The sequence below is a fragment of the Psychrobacillus sp. NPDC058041 genome (genome assembly GCF_042885655.1).
Taxonomy (GTDB): Bacteria; Bacillota; Bacilli; order Bacillales_A; family Planococcaceae; genus Psychrobacillus.
Window position 1 is genome coordinate 195,875 of record NZ_JBHVRO010000001.1, and the last position, 17,761, is coordinate 213,635.

Sequence of the window (17,761 nt, forward strand, 5' to 3'; positions counted from 1 at the left end):
AGTGCACAAGTAGATTGAAGCGGAGGAGGAGACTTCTGCGGGAATAGCAGATGTTTTCTGCACCGAAAGAGAAGCGGCAGGTGCATGAGCGGAAGGCACTCTAGAACATACAAAGGAACAAAGTCTAAGAACGCCACCTCGTGTGGCAACGCCTTTGTGACCAACATAGTTGGCTTGAGGAGACTGAAGCCATGTCCCTGAAAAGCGTCCGCCATAGCGGAAATTAACCATATCTCAGATTCTCTTCTTAAAAGGGGCGTCTCGCCCGTTTTTTCTTAAAAAAGAAGTTCGCATTGGATCGTATCAAGTATTCATATTTCAAGAATAATAAAAAAAAGTGGGGCATGGAGAGACACAGTCACTTCAGCCCCACAATTTATTCGGTTATAGTGTAACGGATGTATCGACGAAACAGAATTCTTTTAAAAGAGTAATTAGTCTTTATTAATTGTTTCTGCCATTTTAACGAACTTATCTAAAGCAGGATTTTCATTTGTATCAAATATCGTAAGTTTTACGATTAATCCTTCTCGTTCAAAAGTATATCCTGAAACCATACCTTCTGGTGTATCTATCTGATAACCCTTAACTTCTTTAATTCCTTCGTTATTAGGAAGTTGATTTTTATCCGAAATTTCTACTAATTTTCCAGATTCATTGGATGCCTTAAGGATTTCTACTAAATTATTCGTAGTTTCATCTAAGTTGACTTCACTTGAATCAAATGTTTCAATTCTCATGGATTGTGCATCGTTTTCGGTGTTAAATAGCATATCTTTATTTGGTTCTTCTCCAGTTAATTCAAAACCATCCATCAAAGTAACAGAATAGTTTTGGCTTTCGCTTTTTGTTAAAGTCCCTTTAATTTCTTCTTTTGTCTCCGGAGTACTTCCTGTTGCTTCTGTTTGTTCTGCATTCTTAATTTCAGTGTCAGGTTGATTTGCATTTTCATTTCCAGTTGTTGTACCGCATGCAGCTAATAAGGTAGTAATTAATAGAATGGAAAGTAATGAGTTTATTTTTTTCATGATCATTCATCTCCTTTTTAATGATTAACTAGTATAACTTTTCAAAAATTTCATGTCCAGCATAAAGACTCAAATATTAATAGTCACCTGAGCAAGATAGTCACAAAGTATGCGACAATCTCTATTCTAAATAGACGAGAGAAGAAGATAAATGTTTCATATAAGTGGAAACACTATAAATAATAATACTAACATGGTTATATGTGCCAGTATGGTAAGTTGCATACTTTTTTTCCATTCATATAAAAGACCAAACAGGATACCTACAACGAAAGCACCTAAAACTCCTAACCAAAATCCGCTAAAAACTAAAGAAAGACTAAATAATGCAGAACTGATAACAACAGCATAAAAAGGTTTAAACCAATTCTTTAATTGTTGTTGAATATAACCTCTCCAAAATAATTCTTCCCCTGGTGCGATAAGAATGAAAAGGAATACATATTGTGAAATAGAAGAAGGAGCAAATTTGGTTATAAAATGATTTATGCCTGAAGCTGAAATTATAGGCAATATATGGATTAATTTGTAACCAAATGCTATAATAGCATATATAAGTGTTCCATATATTAAACCCCAAAAAATATAAGGAAGCGTTTTGACCTCATCTTTAATTTTAGTATAAAAGTAAGCAATAGACATGAGGAAAAGGATCGTAAAAGTGTAAAAATACCAAAATTCTTTCTGATTTGAAAATGATATCCAAGTGAATAAATAAGCAAAAACCAAAGACAGTATTAATCTAACTAGTATCTTACTGTTCATAAAAAAACACATCCTAACAATTATGTAAAATACCGTTCATCTATGAAAGAGGAACGGCATGACGTTTAATCTTCATTGCTATATAATATTTTATAACGTTTATGATTTACTACCGTTTTTTCTTCTATTTCGAGTTCATCAAAGTTCTCCATAAATGTTAAATTTACTATAACAGAGTTTTCGTTAACTTTTTCAACAATACCTTGAAGACCATCACTAAATTCTATTATATTACCAACTTCTGCAACTTTCACAGACTGTCCCTCCCCTTTTTAGAACTTATTACATTACAGTTTGCCCTAAAAAAAGGTATTCGTAAAGTATTTTAGTCAAAAGCATTAAAATTATACATCATTCAATAAAAGAAAGGAATGATTTGATGAAAACATATGAAGAAATGTTGGACCAACTTAAAAGTGGGGAAATTCAAACATTAGAAATTGAAAAAAATGATTTTCTTGCTTTTAGAGAAGTATTGATCAAAAGAGATGATTTTAAACATTTTTCTGGAAATGCAATGCAAGGTGCTCAAGTGGTATTTACTTATTTAAAAGTTCCAAGAAGTTAAATTGTCTATAATTGTCGAGAAGTTCTCGGTTTAAAACTTCATGCAAAAGGTATACTGAAAAGAATGTATATATTGTTAAAGGAGCGATTCTATATGCTAGAATCTATTTTGAAGCGAGTAGAATATACGAGAGAAAAAATGATACAGTCTGCTACTGAAAATGGAGTTTCCAATCAAGAAACAATTCGTTTAAGTGAAGAGTTGGATCAGCTTTTAAATGAATTTCAATATTTAGACAATTGTGATACGATTGAAGCGAAAATAGATTAACTTATAAAGGGAGAAGTGGTTATGAGTGGTATTTTATTGCTTCAAGAAGAATTGAACAAAGCAATTGTTGGAAGAAAAAAGGAAATTAAATTAATGCTAATGGGTCTTATAGTCCATGGGCATGTACTTTTAGAAAGTGTACCTGGTTCTGGTAAAACAATGATGGCTAAGTCATTTGCTGAAGCAATTCAAGGAGAGTTTAAGCGATTACAATTTACTCCAGATGTTTTGCCCTCCGATGTAACTGGAATTAGTTATTTTCATCCACAAAAACAAGAATTTGTACTTAGGGTTGGACCGGTAATGAGTAATATACTGTTAGCGGACGAGATAAATCGGGCTACGCCAAGAACACAGTCCAGTTTACTAGAAGCAATGGAGGAAAACCAAGTTACAATTGATGGCGAAACGATTAAATTACGTACTCCTTTTATGGTTATAGCTACTCAGAATCCAGTAGAGTCTCAACAAGGGACTTTTCCACTTCCTGCAGCTCAATTAGACCGATTTTTATTTAAAATTACAATTGATTATCCATCACTGGAAGAAGAAAGAGTTATACTTCAACAATTTGGTCGTTCACCTGGAGAGGTAAAATCAAAAAAAATAGTGACGTTAGAACAAATTGAAGAATGGGCTGAGAAAGTAAAGGAAGTAGCAGTGCATGACGATATCATGACGTATATCATTCAAATTGTACATAGAACTAGAAACCACCCATTGATTGAACTAGGCTTAAGTAGTCGAGCTTCTCTGGCGCTGTTGCAAGCTGCTAAAGCATACGCTTTTATAAACGATAGAATGTACGTAACACCAGATGATGTGAAAAATGTTTTAGAACCAGTGTGTTTACACCGTATGAAACTTTCTTCGCAAGGAATGCTCATTCATAACCTAGCAGAAGTTATGAGAGATCTAGTAAGTGAGATTGAAGCCCCAGTAGAGGCTTATATTCGATGAATTGGAAGCGGCAAGATATCGATTTAAAGTATACGAAAATATATGTAAATATATTAGTTATCACATGTTTCTTTAGTTTTCTCTTGAAGCAATATGTCTTTTTATCTGTTATTTCATTCTTACTAATCATTGCTCTTGTACAAATGTTTTACTATCGAAAAGTTGGTGAGAAATTAGAGCTGTTAAATGAAAAAAAGAGAGTCCGTTTAATGAAAGATACAGCTTCTAATATAGTACTTAATTTTCAAAATAAAGGTTTGCCTATTTGGAATGCTACTCTATTAATCTCTTTTCAAACTGATATATCACCAAATGGTATTCAGCATGTATCAGTTGGTGGTTTTCACGAAGTACAAGTACCTTTCTCGATTGGTTATAATAAGCGAGTAACTTTAAAAATTCCTATAAAAGGTGTTCATAGAGGGCTCGCTAGGATTAAAGAAATCGAACTTCAAATTCCGCATCCTTTAACGGATGGATCAATATTGCTTAGTTTTAAGTCATTTATTTTAATGGATGCAATTGTTTTTCCACAAATCTATCCCATTAATGAGGAGCTTATTCCATCAAAGTTTAAGCAAGGACATTTAGAATTAAATTCTTCTTTATTTGACGATCCTTTTTTCCCAGTAGGAACAAGAAAATATGAGCCAGGGGACCAATTTCATCATATTCACTGGAAAGCTAGTGCTAAGACGCAAGAGCTACAAACAAAAATCTTTACAAAGGTAGCAAATGTCTCCGTTCTATTTGTTGTAAATCTTAAGGAACAGTTTAGTGTAGTTGCAGATTTTGAAGAAAAAATCGAGTGGCTCGCTTCTCATATAGACGATTGTTATAAAAAAGATATTCCTTTCTCTTTTGCAATCAATATACGGGCATATGGAAAAATTCCTTTTGTTTACTTACCTTTAGGTAGCGGTGATGCGCATCGGATACAAGCACTAGAGATTCTATCTATCTTGTCTGTGAGTGACATTCTTATTCCATTTGAAAAGATAATTAGTTTCATAGATTCACATGAAGAGCTTCCTGTTGCAGTGTATATAATGACACATAACCTAGAACATTTTTTACCTTTTCTTGGCCCATGGGAGCAACGTACAAACGTTTTATATCCAACGGTTATTGGTGAAGGGGGTAGAGCTTAGTGAATACCTCCATCCGATATATTAATATTCAAGTACAGTCGTTTGGAAACTATATGAGAGATATATGGTTTATTGCATTGATATTTGTATTGATTTCCAATGAAATGAATAATGCCTTACCTTTTATTTGGATTGGACTACAATTAGTCATTGCTGTTGCTTGCTTATTTATTTTCAGAAAAACTGGCCCAAATATGGTTATTCCGTTTATAATCCCTACAATAATTCTTTTAATCCTTTTCTTAGTTGGGGCTCCTTTTTGGTTGTTTATACTAGGTTCCGTCTTTTCTATATGGCGAATTCAAGCAAGATTTAATACAGTTCAAAATATGCAGACTTTAGATAGTAGTTTTTCGCTCTTATTTATCACTACATTTCTTTTGGTGCATTTTATTTGTTTTATTCTTGAATATGAAGGATATCGTTTCCTTCTTTATTCAGTGTTCGTAACAGGTGTAGCTATATTTGTTGGAATACGATTATTCTCTGTTTTGATTTACACGGACAAGCAAAATTCTCTCCCAAAAATGAAATTAGTAGGAGTTTATATTGTTAGTATCGTAACAGTGACAAGTATATCTGTTTTTATTTATTTCTTAGCTCCAATATTGCGTAAAATGTTTGATGTTCTGTTTGTAGCTATACTCCATGTAGTACTCATCCCTTTTGGACCTCTAATGGGTTATATGGAAGGTTTGATTGATATGTTTCAAATTAGAGAAATGGAAGAGGACAACCATACAGAGGTAGGGGAGCTAGGCAAACTTGAAACAAAAGATATTATTGTTGAAGAAACTTCCATTCATTTCCCTTTCGAATGGGTATTTTTTGGTCTAGCTGCAATTGTAATTATATTTTTCATACGATATTTGTTGAAAAATAAACCAGACAAACTAGAAATCGAGCAAATTGAAATTGATTATGAAAATAGTCAATTAGATGAAGAAGAAAAACAAAAGAGCCATTCAAACTCCTTATACAAAGTTGAAACATCACTTTTGCGTGAAAGGTATGTAGCGTTTGAAATGGAAGCTCAGTCAGTTGAAATAGAGAGAAATAAAAGCGAAACAGTAAGAGAATGGTTTAAAAGAATGGGATGGAAAGTAGACGATAACTTTTTTCAAATATACGAAGAAGTGAGATATGGAAAACAAACGATTAGTGCTGAAAAAGCGGAACTATTTTTGAAGACATTAAATGAAACAAAAAATATTTTTTTTATTGAAAAAGATGTTTAAAGAAATGAAAAACGGGGCATATTAATATAGAACACAGCAACATTCTCATTTCCCCCTTTTTAAGGATCATCCAAAATTTTTTGGGTGATCCTCTTTTTTTGGTACACTAAAGAAATAAAAAATATTTATGGAGGAATAGACATGACGGAGCATTTAAAAATAGGTTTTATAGGTACAGGAGTTATGGGGAAAAGTTTAGTTAAGCATTTATTGAAAGCGGGTCATGAACTAGCTATATACACGAGAACGAAAGAAAAAGCGGAAGAACTTGTTTCTATAGGTGCAACTTGGGCAAGTTCGCCACATGAGGTAGCTAAAAACGCTCAAATTTTATTTACGATGGTTGGGTACCCACACGATGTGGAGGAAATATATTTTGGTGAGAATGGTATATTAGGAGCAGACAATAAAGGATTAGTTGTAATAGATATGACTACCTCTACACCGACACTTGCCCAAAAAATTGATAAATTTGCAAAAGAAAGAGGAATGCTTGCCCTCGATGCGCCAGTTTCAGGTGGAGATATTGGTGCCCAATTAGGAAAACTTTCTATTATGTGCGGTGGAGAAAAAGGAACATTCGATCAAGTGCTACCTGTTTTGAGTCTCTTTGGCGAAACAATTTTGTACCAAGGACCAGCGGGTGCGGGGCAACATACGAAAATGTGTAACCAAATTACGATAGCAACAGGAATGATAGGTGTTTGCGAAGCACTTGCCTACGGAAAAAAAGCAGGGTTAGATTTGGACCAAGTGTTACGTTCCATATCAACAGGAGCAGCAGGTTCTTGGTCACTGAGTAATTTAGCTCCTCGAATGATAGCTGGAAACTTTGAACCTGGTTTTTATATTAAGCATTTTGTGAAAGATATGAAGATTGCATTAGATGAAGCAGAAAAGATGAACTTACAACTTCCAGGATTACAACTTACAAAATCTATGTATGATGAATTAGTAGCACATGGATACGAGGATAATGGTACACAAACATTAATAAAATCATACGAATGATATAGGGGATAATTACTACTTTATGATACAATAGATACAAATCAATGAGCAGGAAAGGACGATTCGTATGAATGATCATAAAGGTATTTTACTTGAAAGCGGCACAAATGAATTAGAGATTGTAGAATTTCAAGTAAGTTCTAATAAATTTGGAATAAATGTTATTAAAGTAAAAGAAATAATTCAGCCAATTACAGTTACATTTGTTCCACATGCACATCCACATGTGGAGGGGATTGTTCAACTTCGTGGAGAAGTTCTTCCAGTAGTCAGTATGGCGAAGGTTTTAGGACTACCTGTAGTTAGAAATGAACAGGAAAAATATATTGTTGCGGAATTTAACAAACAAAGAGTCGTTTTTCATGTAGATAATGTAACACAAATTCATCGTATCTCATGGGATCAAATTGAGAAACCTTCTGATATATATCAAGGAAGTTCTTCGCATGTAATTGGAGTTATTAAGCGAGACGATGAAATGATTCTTTTACTAGATTTTGAGCGAATCATTGTAGATATAAATCCAGAATCCGGTATTAATGTAGATTCAGTAAAAAAGCTTGGAAATCGTGAGCGTTCAAATAAGAAGATTGTTATTGCTGAAGATTCACCGCTTCTAAGAAAACTTTTACATGATACTTTAAATGAAGCTGGTTACGTAAACTTAGATTTCTTTGAAAATGGAAAAGATACATTAGATTATCTAGAAAGCCTAGAAAAAGTGTCACCAGATGTTTCGGAACATGTCCAAATGATAGTTACTGATATTGAAATGCCACAAATGGATGGACATACTTTAACTAGAAAAATAAAGGAAAGTGGTAATTTATCTAAACTGCCTGTTCTAATATTCTCTAGTTTAATAACAGAAGATCTTCGACATAAGGGCGATCAAGTAGGGGCAGAAGACCAAATTAGTAAACCAGAAATTGCAGAGTTAGTACTAAAAATTGATCAATTTATTTTATAAAAACTAGCGTGAAATAGTTATATTTCACGCTAGTTTTTTTTTCAGACATATCATACTTTGAACGTTCTACCACATTACATCCGATACATAAAAAATAACTTTTAATAATAGATATTTAAACATGCCTAGCGGCGGAATCGCATTACAACATTATCTAAATAGTATTTTGTTTTTATTTCTTCGAAGATAAATGTAATATCCACCAGGTCATTGATTTGTCGAAGCATATTATCTTTTAGCACAATCAAATCGTATAGTTCCATATACGGGCATAGATTAATGGATTCTTGGTTTGAAATCATTCGAGAAACCACCATCATTTAGTCTCTCTATTATAAATAAAAAGAGCCAGATGAGGTGTCTTAAAAATAAAAAAAAGTAGAGGCGATCCAACAATCCACACTCTACTTTTTATTTCTAGAAAATCGTTGAAAAAGGCGACACTCCTGCGGGAATAGCGTTAGTCGAAGACCCCACAGCGAAGCGAGGAGGCTGAGGCAACGCCCGCGGAAAGGGAGCCGTTTCAACGATTTTCTTATTAATTGGACTATTGGAAAACCTCATCTGGCAAAGTCGAATTATAGGGACTTTTTCAGTGCCCTCAACGGAGTGACAAGGAGACTGAAGGTATGCCTGCGAAAAGCGTCCGTCTGCAGCGGAAATCAACTTGTTTTTCTCAAAAAGTCTTCAAAACAAGCAGAGAATCAGAAAGATTTCGGGAATGTTAGACATTCTCGAAATCTTTTCTCATCTATTCAAAATGAAGAATAAATTCTTCACTCATCGATCTAAATATGATTGATTTGCTTTACCGTTAATTCTGGAAAATTTCTTTGTATACATAGGAGATTGAGTAGAGGTTTTCCTAATGAGCGGTTGAGGTCCTATATAATCAGAAAGTAATTGCTTAGCCATACGTAAATTCATTTTTCGAATAGGATTTCGATAGGTGTCATCTAAATGGCCAAGGTGAGGTAGGTTTTTAAAATCTTCCTTTACTGGAATTACATGAAAAAAATAGTCTGCACATTGGATTAATACAGAGGATTGCTGCTGACTAAATTTGGGATTACGGACAAAGTGAAGACCTACTTTTTTTGCTCTGTTTTCTTTTAACATTTTTTGAAGAGCTAATTTTTTTAATTCATATAGTGGTTTGTTATCAATTGCTGTTTTTGCATGACGATTAACGGTATATATTGCCGTAGCAATACGTTCTTCATCTGTTGTCCTTATCATGAAATCCCCACCTAATAAGATTAGTATTTAGAATATCATACCAATTTCCAGTGAAATTGTATACAAATATCAAATAATTATATGAAAATATAGTGAGTCGCAATAAACTAAAGTTATTAAGAATTTTGTCGATAAAATAATATGAAGTAAACTTCTACACTTTTAACGTACGAACTATGTATTGGAGGACTATATGTACAATTCAGACAAAAGAGGTCTTGCTATTCACAATTATTTAGTTGATCTAATACACGAAAATTCGTTTTTATATACTTTACTAATCGGAAAAAATCAAAAAAATGAGTTTTCTATAATATACGTTAATAATGCAGCTGCAAATTTTTTTACTAACACTATTCAAAATTCACAACAATTTCTTTCAGGGGAAGTTTGGAATGAGTTGTACCTATTAATAAATATTTATTTAACTCAAAAACAAAATAAGTTTTATAATATTCCTATTATTTATCAAGATAGTTTACATATTTTTGATATTTCAATTGTCTCATTCCAAGATAAAGCAAATGAAGTATTTGGAATAACAATGAATAATAGGACGGAAAATGAAAAGGAAAAACTTGCTTTAACAAACATAAAAGAAAAATACTATTCTTTGGTAGATAATAACACAGATCCCGTTTTATTAATTGATGAAAAAGGGATTATTCATTATTCCAATCCAATAGCTCTAAAAATTTTAGGTTATAGTTTGGAAAGACTGTTAGAACATTCAATTGAACACTTGATTGAGGAAAACTCGGTGAGAAGTTTTAAAATTATGATGAAGCAGTCGTTAAGTGGTTACGCTAGCGAAATGCAAAATTGCCTTATTCAACATGAAAAAGGGCATTATTTACATCTATATTTGAAAGCAATACCAGTTCAGCATCAAGACAATGTAAAGGAATTTCATTTAGTTCTAAGAGATACGACAGTCAACTCTGAAGAAAAGGATCAACTATATTTTTTAGCTTATCACGACCATTTAACTGGATTATGGAATCGCCGAGCTTTAAAAGAGCATTTACGTGAAAAATTAATCCAAGAAGATGGCTTAACAAATGAAATTGCGATTTTACGTATTGACTTAGATCGTTTCAAACTGATCAATGAATCCCTTGGATATAATTATGGTGATGAGTTATTGAAGAAAATTGCAGATAGACTTATTCCATACATAGATAAGTCAAATAATTTATACAGACAAAGTGGAGATGAATTCGTATATATTTTGAAAGGGAAATCGCGAGAAGAAACCAGTTTGTTTGCAGAGAGTATTTTAAAAGAACTTTCGAAACCAATCTACTTGGATCATCAAGAGTATTTTGTTACTGCATCCATCGGAATTTCTATGTTCCCTTCTGATGGCAAAAAAATGGATGAGTTACTCATTAAAGCCGATCAAGCTTTATATATTGCGAAAGACAGAGGAAGAGCACATTACCGTTTCTACCAAGAACAAATGAACCTGTCATTTCCAAATGAAGTATTAATGGAGTCTCATTTGAGAAGAGCAATTGAAAAAGAAGAACTTTCTATCCATTTTCAGCCACAAGTAAATTTAGTGACAGGTGAAACTAATTCCTTTGAAGCTTTACTCCGTTGGAATAATAGGAAGTTTGGATACGTGACACCTATGCAGTTTATTCCGCTTGCTGAAGAATCGGGTATTATTATGCAAATTGGTGATTGGGTATTAGATGAAGTCTGTAAACAATTAAAATGTTGGCAAAAAAAAGGATATCGTCCAGTTCGTATTGCTGTAAATATTTCACCAAAACAATTCAAACAAGAAAATTTTGCTTTAAAAATCCGAGAAAAACTTAACAAGTATCAATTAAGTCCTAATTCATTAGAAGTAGAAATTACGGAAAGTGCAATGACTGATATGCAAGATACTTTTACTATGTTAAAAGAGTTGAAGGATATTGGTGTAATTATTTCTATCGATGATTTTGGCACTGGTTACTCTTCTTTGAGCTATTTAAAAAAATATCCCATTGATATAATTAAAATTGATCAATCATTTATTAAAGATATTGAAATAGATGAAAAAAATGCAGCCATTGCCACAACAATTATTCAGCTTGCTCATAGCTTAGGAATGGAAGTTATTGCTGAAGGAGTTGAAAAGGATAGACAAGTAGAAATCTTGAAAGAAGCAAATTGTCAAAAAGCCCAAGGCTATTATTTTAGTAGACCTGTTCCAATCGATGCTATTGACTCAATATATATGTAACTTACAAAACCGTGAATTTCTTTTTAGAGATTTACGGTTTTTCGATATCTGGTGTGATAAAATATTGAGTGAATGTTCATTCAATTAATAAAAGGGGTGTGGATTGATGTTGAAAGGTAAAACAATAATTGTTACAGGTGGATCAAATGGAATGGGAAAGTATATGGCAACGAAATTTGTTTCTGAGGGTGCAAATGTTGTAATAACTGGCCGGGATTTAGAAAGGTTGGAAAGTGCGAAAAGAGAAATTGATGCAAAAGGGGAGACCATTGCTACTTTTCAAATGGATGTACGCAATCCAGAACATGTGGAGGCAATGATCGCGTTTACTGATAAGAAATATGGTCAAATAGATGGTTTAGTAAATAATGCAGCGGGGAACTTTATTGTAGAAACAGAAAAACTTTCTCCAAATGGTTGGAAGACAGTAATTGATATTGTGTTAAATGGAACGTTCTATTGTTCACATGCAGTTGGCAACTATTGGATTCAAAAAGGCACGAAAGGTTCTATATTGAATATGCTTGCTACCTATGCATGGGGAGCTGGAGCAGGCATAGCTCATTCAGCGGCAGCAAAAGCTGGAGTTATGTCTCTTACAAGAACTCTTGCAGTAGAGTGGGGGAGAAAATATGGGATTAGAGTGAACGGTATTGCCCCAGGTCCCATTGAACGAACAGGTGGAGCTGATAAACTTTGGGAGTCAGAGGAAGCTGCGAAAAGAACGCTAAAATCGGTGCCACTTGGACGACTTGGTAAACCAGAGGAAATTGCGGAACTTGCAACGTTTATCTTGTCTGAAAAGGCTTCTTATATGAATGGTGAAATCGTAACATTAGATGGGGGGCAATGGTTGAATCAATTTCCATTCTAAAAATATATAAACAGTTTGTAAGCGATTCCATAGTTTTTTATTCCTTGCATATGATATTATAGTTATATAGGTTATGTTTTCATAAAATGAAAACAAACAAAGGAGTAGAATGCGAATGTTATCTGTAAGCAACAAAGACTTTTTACAAATTCCGATTGAGGATTATATCATCTCCGCGGAGAAAGTAGCGCATGTCCAATTAGGTAATAATGCGGAGCACGCGTTGTTAGTACTAACGAAAACTGGATACTCATCTATTCCTGTTTTGGATGTAAAATACAGACTTCAAGGATTAATAAGTACCCAACAAATAACCGATGAAATCTTAGGATTAGAGCATATTGAATATGAAAGACTACCATTCTTAAAAGTGGATGACATAATGAAAACAGATTTAGCAGTAATTCATATAAAAGAAAAATTTCAAAGAGGTCTAGATCTATTAGTAAACAATCCTTATGTATGTGTTGTCGACGATGAACGCACTTTTTTAGGGATATTAACAAGAAGAGTAATTCTAAAGCAAATGAAAAAATACTTATACCAATCGCACGAGTAATAAGGAAAATAGGGAAATGGAAGAAGGCCTAGCTCCAGAGGCTTTCTTTTTTTTGAAATGAGGGATTTTTTTGAATAGTAAAGTAACAAAACGTTCTTTTGTGTTAATAGCTATTATGCTGGCTATGTTTATGAGTGCTGTGGAAGCAACTATTATTGCTACAGCTATGCCAACTATTACAGCGGAGTTGGGAGGTTTTTCAAGATATAGTTGGGCTTTTTCAGCGTATTTATTAATGAGCACGATTATGGTTTTGATCTATGGTAAGCTTGCTGATTTGTTTGGAAGAAAAATTATTTTTTATATAGGTGTGAGTTTGTTCTTAATAGGATCTTTTTTATGTGGTTTTGCCGATTCTATGGAGCAGCTTATAGTATTTCGACTAATTCAAGGATTAGGTGCAGGAGCAGTTCAACCTATGGCTACAATTATTATTGGAGATATTTATCAAGGAAATGATCGAGCAAAAATCCAAGGATATTTGTCGAGTGTATGGGGAATATCTGCAGTCTCTGGTCCAGCAATCGGTGGAATATTAGTTGAAACGATTGGTTGGGAATATGTATTTTGGGTGAACATACCAATTGGGATTATTTCTATGATAGGTATCGCACTGTATTTACATGAACCAGTGCAAAAGAGTAAGCCAATAGTTGATTATAAAGGGGCGTTATTATTAGCAGCTATTTTATCTTCTTTATTATTTTGGTTAGTAGAAGGTGGACAAACATTTCCTTGGATTTCTATAGCAAGTTTTGCCCTATTGTTTATCGCGATTGTCGGTTTTTATGTATTTGTGAAAGTTGAGAGAAAAGCAATTGATCCATTTATGCCGTTATCAATATGGAAGAATAAAACGATTTTATTTGCGAATGTAATTTCCTTTTTTACAGGAGTGATATTAATTGGATTATCAAGTTATTTACCAATGTATGTAACAGGAGTAATGGAACAAAAAGCAATTATAGCCGGTTTTACTTTAACCTCTGTATCCATTGGATGGCCACTTGCTTCGACGATTGCTGGAAGGCTTCTACCTAAATATGGTACATATAAACTGTCGTTTGTAGGTACACTATTTTTGATGGTTGGTACTTTTTCGTTTGTATTAATTAGTTTAACATTAAGTCCAATAATTATTGCTTGTTGTAGTTTTTTAGTTGGTATAGGAATGGGTTTAACTAGTACGTCATTTATCGTAACTATACAAGGGGCAGTTGGACATGAACTAAGAGGAGTTGTGACGGCAAGCAATTTATTTATGCGCAACTTTGGGAATACGGTAGGTGCTGCACTTCTTGGAATGATTGTTAACCATTCATTAAGTGAGTATTTAAAAAACGATGGCCAATTATACAATTTAAGTATAGTAGATAAATTGCTAGATGAAGAAAAGCGAAAAACATTCTCGATAGAACAACTGTCCTATTTACAAATAGGATTAGACCAAGCTCTTCATGCTGTATTTATTGCATCTTTTATATTTGCTTTAATTAGCTTTGTGTTTGTATTTGGAATACCTAAAAAGAAAGGGATATAAAAATGACATCGGATTTTCTAATAATTAAAGTATTAGCGGAAGAACAAAATATGCGAAAAGCAGCGGAGCGACTTTTTTTATCTCAGCCGGCACTTTCGTTACGTTTACAAACGATTGAAAAAGATTGGAATGCTAAACTTTTTTTACGGTCACAAAAAGGGGTAACTCCTACTCCAGCAGGTGAGCTCGTTATAGAGTTTGCAAACAATATGCTGCAACAAAAAGAAGATGTATTGGAAAATATTCAATCTTTAACATCCAAAGTCCATGGAACTTTAAAAATTGCCTGTGCCTCGATAGTTGGACAAAATTGGTTGCCAAAAGTATTAAAGGATTTTGTTCAAACCTATCCTGAAGCTAAAATTTCCCTTCTAACTGGATGGAGTTCTGAAATCGTAAAGTCTCTCTATGATGGAGAAGCCCATATTGGTATTGTCCGTGGACAAACTGATTGGAAAGGAACAAAAACACATTTGTTCCGAGACACTCTCTATTTAGTAGATAAAGAAATGACTTCTATCGATGATGTTTTAACGACAGAGAAGCCATTTATACAGTTTAAAAGTGATTCAAACTATTATCAAGAAATACAACAATGGTGGCAAAAACACTTTTCCACTAATCCAAAAAGACAAATAATAGTTGATCAAATTGAAACATGTAAACAAATGGCGTTAAATGGAATTGGGTATGCCATCCTACCATCTATTACACTAAATGGTCATGAGGATGTACATAAAATTCCTTTAACAAATCAAGAAGAACAATTTGAGTTAACAAGAGATACTTGGCTAATAGGTTACGACGCAGCATTTGAACTTCCTCAAGTAGATGCATTTGTTAATATTGTAAAAAAACATGCGAAAAAGTTTCAATAACCATTTGAGAAAGGAACTTCCATTTGTAATTAACGTACTAATACATATAAAGATAAAGGAGGACAAAATATGTTTATCCGAAAGTTTGCGATGGTAATCTCAGCACTATTAATATTCCTTACATTATTACCGACGATTAACGCCTTAGCTGCTCCTAATTTGCAAGTAAAAGCTACAGCTGGGTTTAATGGCAAAGTTAAATTTGGAGAAGGCTTGCCAATTACAATTACCGTAGAAAATAAAGGAGATGCATTTTCAGGAGATATCGTACTCGATATTTTGGAGTCTTATAATCTCGGTAATGCTCAAGCAATCCCTTTTGAAGTTGGTGCAGGCGAGACAAAGACAATTCAAATTGTTGCATCAGGATTGACCGAAGACTATATGTATCAGGGGTCAAACGCCCAATTGATCCACTTTTACGAAGGTGGTTGGAAAAAAGGAAAGTCAATCGATTATAAAGGAACAAAAAATTTAAAAGCAACTTTTTTAGACCAAGCTACTCCTACTTATTTTACATTAACAAATAGTGCTGATCGTCTGAAAGTACTTAGTCAAATCAAACAACAAAATCAATTAAGTAGTGAAGTAATCCATGTAGCACAACTAAGTAATTTTACACTACCAACGGAATCGGAAGCTTGGCAAATGGCTGATTACATACTAATCGATGAATTTGTTTTGGCAGACTTAGTTGAGAAACAGCAACAAGCTCTCATTGATTATGTAAGTACAGGAGGAATTATTGTTGTAGGGGCTTCTGATAATATTGCTGCGGAGATGGGGGAATTAGGGAATTATTTACCTTTGTCATTACAAACAAGCACTCAATCAATAGCAGCGGAGAAAGTGAGTGCATTTACTTCCAATAATATATTGTCAAATGATTTAAAGGTTCATAATGCTTCTTTGAACGAAGGAGCAACAACATTAATCGATTTGAACGGTACTATATTAGCTGCAAAGAAAAAATTAGGTAGTGGATCAATCATCCAAACTTCATTTTCCCTTGGAGATGACCCTTTAGCCAAAGATCCAGTTTATAGCGATTTAATGTATTCTATTTTGCAGTCTGTTAAGGTACAAACACCTTCTAATATGTATGGAAACAATAGAAAAGATCAATTAGTGTATGAGTTAGGAAATACAAATTCGTTATTTAGTTCGTTTAAAGTATCCACACCATTAATGATTGGTATTGTTATAGTTTATATGATTTTAGTTGGACCACTTTTATATTTCATATTGAAACGAAAAGATAAAAGAGAGTATGCGTGGGGAATAATTCCTCTAACTGCTATTATTGCTTCAGCTGCAATCTTTGGATACGGGGCTAAGGATCGTATTGCCCGCCCTCAAGTTCAGCAATCTTCCTTTCTATATGTCAACGAAGATAAGAGCTTAAATGGATATTATACTGAATCTCTTTTAAGCAACAAAAGTGGAGAATTCTCTTTTGTAGCTCCGTCCTCTACCTTAATGGTAGCTCAAAGAAATATGAATTCATTCACTGGGCAATCTCCTAACATCCATGAAAAAGTTATTTTAGAAAAACATGCGACAAACAGTGAATTAACTTTTAGAGACGTAGGTTACTGGTCTGTTTCTTCTTTTTTAGGTGATGCACATCTTGAAGATGTGGGTAGTTTTGGGATAGATTTACGCGTAGAAGCAAGTAAAGTGATTGGAACAGTTCAAAATAATTTTCCTTTTGCCCTAAAAGATGCAGCTATATGGTCGGGAAGTAAATTGATTAAATTAGGAGACCTTCAACCAGGAGAAAAAATAGAAGTGAACAAAGAACTAGGTTCTGTTATGCTGACACCAGCTTCTAATCCGTATATTAATAGAAATTATGGTATGCCAGTTACTAATTTAGACGATTTAATCGATCAAAGAAAACAATCACTATTTTCTTCTAGCCAAATGTTTAATCAGCTAGGAACTAGTCCAGCGGTAACTGCATTTACAGATGATAATATCATTCCAATTGAATTAAAAAACAAAAAAGTGGAAATGTCTTCACTACATTTAATTATTCAACCATTTAAAGCTAAGACAACTTTAGCGGGTGATTTTGTACTTCCAGCAAATACGTTTACTGTAAATGTAACTACAGATGCTTACGGAAAGTATATGCAACCAGTTGAAAATAGTAACTTAGAGTGGTATTTAGAAGATGGGGATTATAACGTATTTTGGAAAATTCCAGATTCAATTCCTATAGATAAAGTAACATGGACTCAATTACAGATAGCGAATACAGATCGTAATTCCCATACAATTGAAATTTGGAATGTTGCCACTCAAGCATTTGAAGAAATTGATCAAAGTCGTTATACAGTAACCGAAAATATAAAAAATTATATTAACGATTCAGGGGAAATATATTATAAATTGCATAAAAAATCTGTTCAAGGTGATTCGTACACTAGGCTTCCAGAGATTCGTTTAAAAGGAGAGGTTTAATT

The 17,761-nt window shown here is 33.5% G+C and carries 17 protein-coding genes and 1 pseudogene; 13 read left to right on the top strand and 5 right to left on the bottom strand.

Translation table 11 applies throughout. The features are described 5' to 3' along the window. Nucleotides 1-434: 434 nt before the first annotated feature. The 3 genes from ACFVR1_RS00870 to ACFVR1_RS00880 all read right to left on the bottom strand — a co-directional run bounded on the left by ACFVR1_RS00870 (nucleotide 435) and on the right by ACFVR1_RS00880 (nucleotide 2,047). Entirely contained in the window at nucleotides 435-1,028 is a 594-nt protein-coding gene (locus ACFVR1_RS00870; protein WP_387579143.1) for a hypothetical protein, read from the bottom strand. A 156-nt stretch (nucleotides 1,029-1,184) separates the two neighbouring features. Next, a complete protein-coding gene (locus ACFVR1_RS00875; RefSeq protein WP_387579146.1) occupies nucleotides 1,185-1,793 on the bottom strand; it encodes a CPBP family intramembrane glutamic endopeptidase in 609 nt (202 codons plus the stop codon). A gap of 65 nt (nucleotides 1,794-1,858) precedes the next feature. Then, nucleotides 1,859-2,047, bottom strand: coding sequence for a YkvS family protein (locus ACFVR1_RS00880; RefSeq protein ID WP_387579149.1), 189 nt, complete (start codon nucleotides 2,045-2,047; stop codon nucleotides 1,859-1,861). A 125-nt stretch (nucleotides 2,048-2,172) separates the two neighbouring features. Between ACFVR1_RS00880 and ACFVR1_RS00885 the strand changes: the two genes are divergently transcribed. The 7 genes from ACFVR1_RS00885 (at nucleotide 2,173) to ACFVR1_RS00915 (ending at nucleotide 7,961) form a co-directional block, all read left to right on the top strand. Next, complete coding sequence (locus ACFVR1_RS00885) at nucleotides 2,173-2,361, top strand: hypothetical protein (protein ID WP_387579152.1); 189 nt, start codon at nucleotides 2,173-2,175, stop codon at nucleotides 2,359-2,361. Between the two features lie 93 nt (nucleotides 2,362-2,454). Then, entirely contained in the window at nucleotides 2,455-2,631 is a 177-nt protein-coding gene (locus tag ACFVR1_RS00890) for a Spo0E family sporulation regulatory protein-aspartic acid phosphatase (protein ID WP_387579154.1), read from the top strand. Between the two features lie 21 nt (nucleotides 2,632-2,652). After that, nucleotides 2,653-3,591: an AAA family ATPase gene (locus ACFVR1_RS00895; RefSeq protein ID WP_387579157.1), complete on the top strand. Its 939-nt coding sequence runs from the start codon at nucleotides 2,653-2,655 to the stop codon at nucleotides 3,589-3,591. Beyond that, complete coding sequence (locus ACFVR1_RS00900) at nucleotides 3,588-4,742, top strand: DUF58 domain-containing protein (protein ID WP_387579159.1); 1,155 nt, start codon at nucleotides 3,588-3,590, stop codon at nucleotides 4,740-4,742. The genes ACFVR1_RS00895 and ACFVR1_RS00900 overlap by 4 nt, the downstream gene beginning before the upstream one ends. Then, the gene (locus ACFVR1_RS00905; RefSeq protein WP_387579161.1) at nucleotides 4,742-5,980 is read left to right on the top strand and encodes a hypothetical protein; all 1,239 of its coding nucleotides are present in this window, start codon (nucleotides 4,742-4,744) and stop codon (nucleotides 5,978-5,980) included. The genes ACFVR1_RS00900 and ACFVR1_RS00905 overlap by 1 nt, the downstream gene beginning before the upstream one ends. Nucleotides 5,981-6,121: 141 nt before the next feature. Beyond that, nucleotides 6,122-6,991, top strand: a complete 870-nt coding sequence (locus ACFVR1_RS00910) for an NAD(P)-dependent oxidoreductase (RefSeq protein ID WP_387579164.1) — start codon at nucleotides 6,122-6,124, stop codon at nucleotides 6,989-6,991. A 67-nt stretch (nucleotides 6,992-7,058) separates the two neighbouring features. Next, nucleotides 7,059-7,961, top strand: a complete 903-nt coding sequence (locus ACFVR1_RS00915; RefSeq protein ID WP_387579166.1) for a chemotaxis protein — start codon at nucleotides 7,059-7,061, stop codon at nucleotides 7,959-7,961. A 37-nt stretch (nucleotides 7,962-7,998) separates the two neighbouring features. Here ACFVR1_RS00915 and ACFVR1_RS00920 read toward each other — a convergent pair. After that, nucleotides 7,999-8,263: pseudogene (locus tag ACFVR1_RS00920) on the bottom strand (transposase); the annotation flags it as partial. Nucleotides 8,264-8,741: 478 nt separating this feature from the next. After that, nucleotides 8,742-9,200, bottom strand: a complete 459-nt coding sequence (locus ACFVR1_RS00925) for a YkyB family protein (RefSeq protein ID WP_387579169.1) — start codon at nucleotides 9,198-9,200, stop codon at nucleotides 8,742-8,744. A gap of 193 nt (nucleotides 9,201-9,393) precedes the next feature. Here ACFVR1_RS00925 and ACFVR1_RS00930 point away from each other — a divergent pair, with 193 nt between their 5' ends. From ACFVR1_RS00930 to ACFVR1_RS00955, 6 genes are all read left to right on the top strand, one after another. Then, entirely contained in the window at nucleotides 9,394-11,439 is a 2,046-nt protein-coding gene (locus tag ACFVR1_RS00930) for a sensor domain-containing protein (protein ID WP_387579172.1), read from the top strand. Between the two features lie 106 nt (nucleotides 11,440-11,545). Next, nucleotides 11,546-12,313: a 2,4-dienoyl-CoA reductase gene (gene fadH / locus ACFVR1_RS00935; RefSeq protein WP_387579175.1), complete on the top strand. Its 768-nt coding sequence runs from the start codon at nucleotides 11,546-11,548 to the stop codon at nucleotides 12,311-12,313. Between the two features lie 115 nt (nucleotides 12,314-12,428). Continuing rightward, nucleotides 12,429-12,872 (top strand): cyclic-di-AMP-binding protein CbpB, encoded by a 444-nt coding sequence (gene cbpB, locus ACFVR1_RS00940; protein WP_387579177.1) that lies wholly within the window; start codon nucleotides 12,429-12,431, stop codon nucleotides 12,870-12,872. 70 nt (nucleotides 12,873-12,942) lie between these two features. Beyond that, nucleotides 12,943-14,412: an MDR family MFS transporter gene (locus ACFVR1_RS00945; RefSeq protein WP_387579180.1), complete on the top strand. Its 1,470-nt coding sequence runs from the start codon at nucleotides 12,943-12,945 to the stop codon at nucleotides 14,410-14,412. Nucleotides 14,413-14,414: 2 nt separating this feature from the next. Next, a complete protein-coding gene (locus ACFVR1_RS00950) occupies nucleotides 14,415-15,290 on the top strand; it encodes a transcriptional regulator CcpC (RefSeq protein WP_387579182.1) in 876 nt (291 codons plus the stop codon). Nucleotides 15,291-15,359: 69 nt separating this feature from the next. Continuing rightward, nucleotides 15,360-17,759 carry a hypothetical protein gene (locus tag ACFVR1_RS00955; protein WP_387579185.1) on the top strand — a complete coding sequence of 800 codons (2,400 nt, stop codon included), beginning with the start codon at nucleotides 15,360-15,362 and terminating at the stop codon, nucleotides 17,757-17,759. Nucleotides 17,760-17,761 lie beyond the last annotated feature (2 nt).